The sequence below is a fragment of the Streptomyces sp. BE20 genome (assembly GCF_036322525.1).
In the GTDB taxonomy this organism is placed as follows: domain Bacteria; phylum Actinomycetota; class Actinomycetes; order Streptomycetales; family Streptomycetaceae; genus Kitasatospora.
Genome location: NZ_JAQYWW010000271.1, coordinates 1 through 396, shown reverse-complemented (window position 1 = coordinate 396; position 396 = coordinate 1). Strand labels below are relative to the sequence as shown.

General features: G+C 74.5%; 1 protein-coding gene. It reads left to right on the top strand.

All coding sequences use genetic code 11. From position 1 onward, the window contains the following. Positions 1–396: acyltransferase domain-containing protein (locus PUR61_RS45070; RefSeq protein WP_329874821.1), on the top strand; the 396-nt coding region annotated here is incomplete at both ends.

The window sequence follows — 396 nt, the reverse complement described above, 5'->3', positions numbered from 1 at the left end:
CCCCGGCCGCACCGTCTTCGTCTTCCCCGGCCAGGGCTCCCAGTGGCCCGGCATGGCCGCCGCACTCCTCGACACCGAACCCGTCTTCGCCGAGAAGATCACCCAGTGCGAGAAGGCCCTCGCCCCACACGTCGACTGGTCCCTGAGCGACCTCCTGCGCAGCGGCGAACTCCTCGAACGCGTCGACGTCGTCCAGCCCGCCCTGTGGGCCGTGATGGTCTCCCTCGCCGCCCTCTGGCAGCACCACGGCGTCCACCCCGACGCCGTCCTCGGCCACTCGCAGGGCGAGATCGCCGCCGCGGTGGTGGCCGGCGCGCTGAGCCTGGAGGACGGCGCCCGGGTCTCCGCCCTGCGCAGCCGGGCCCTCGACGCCATCGCCGGGGAGGGCGGCATGGT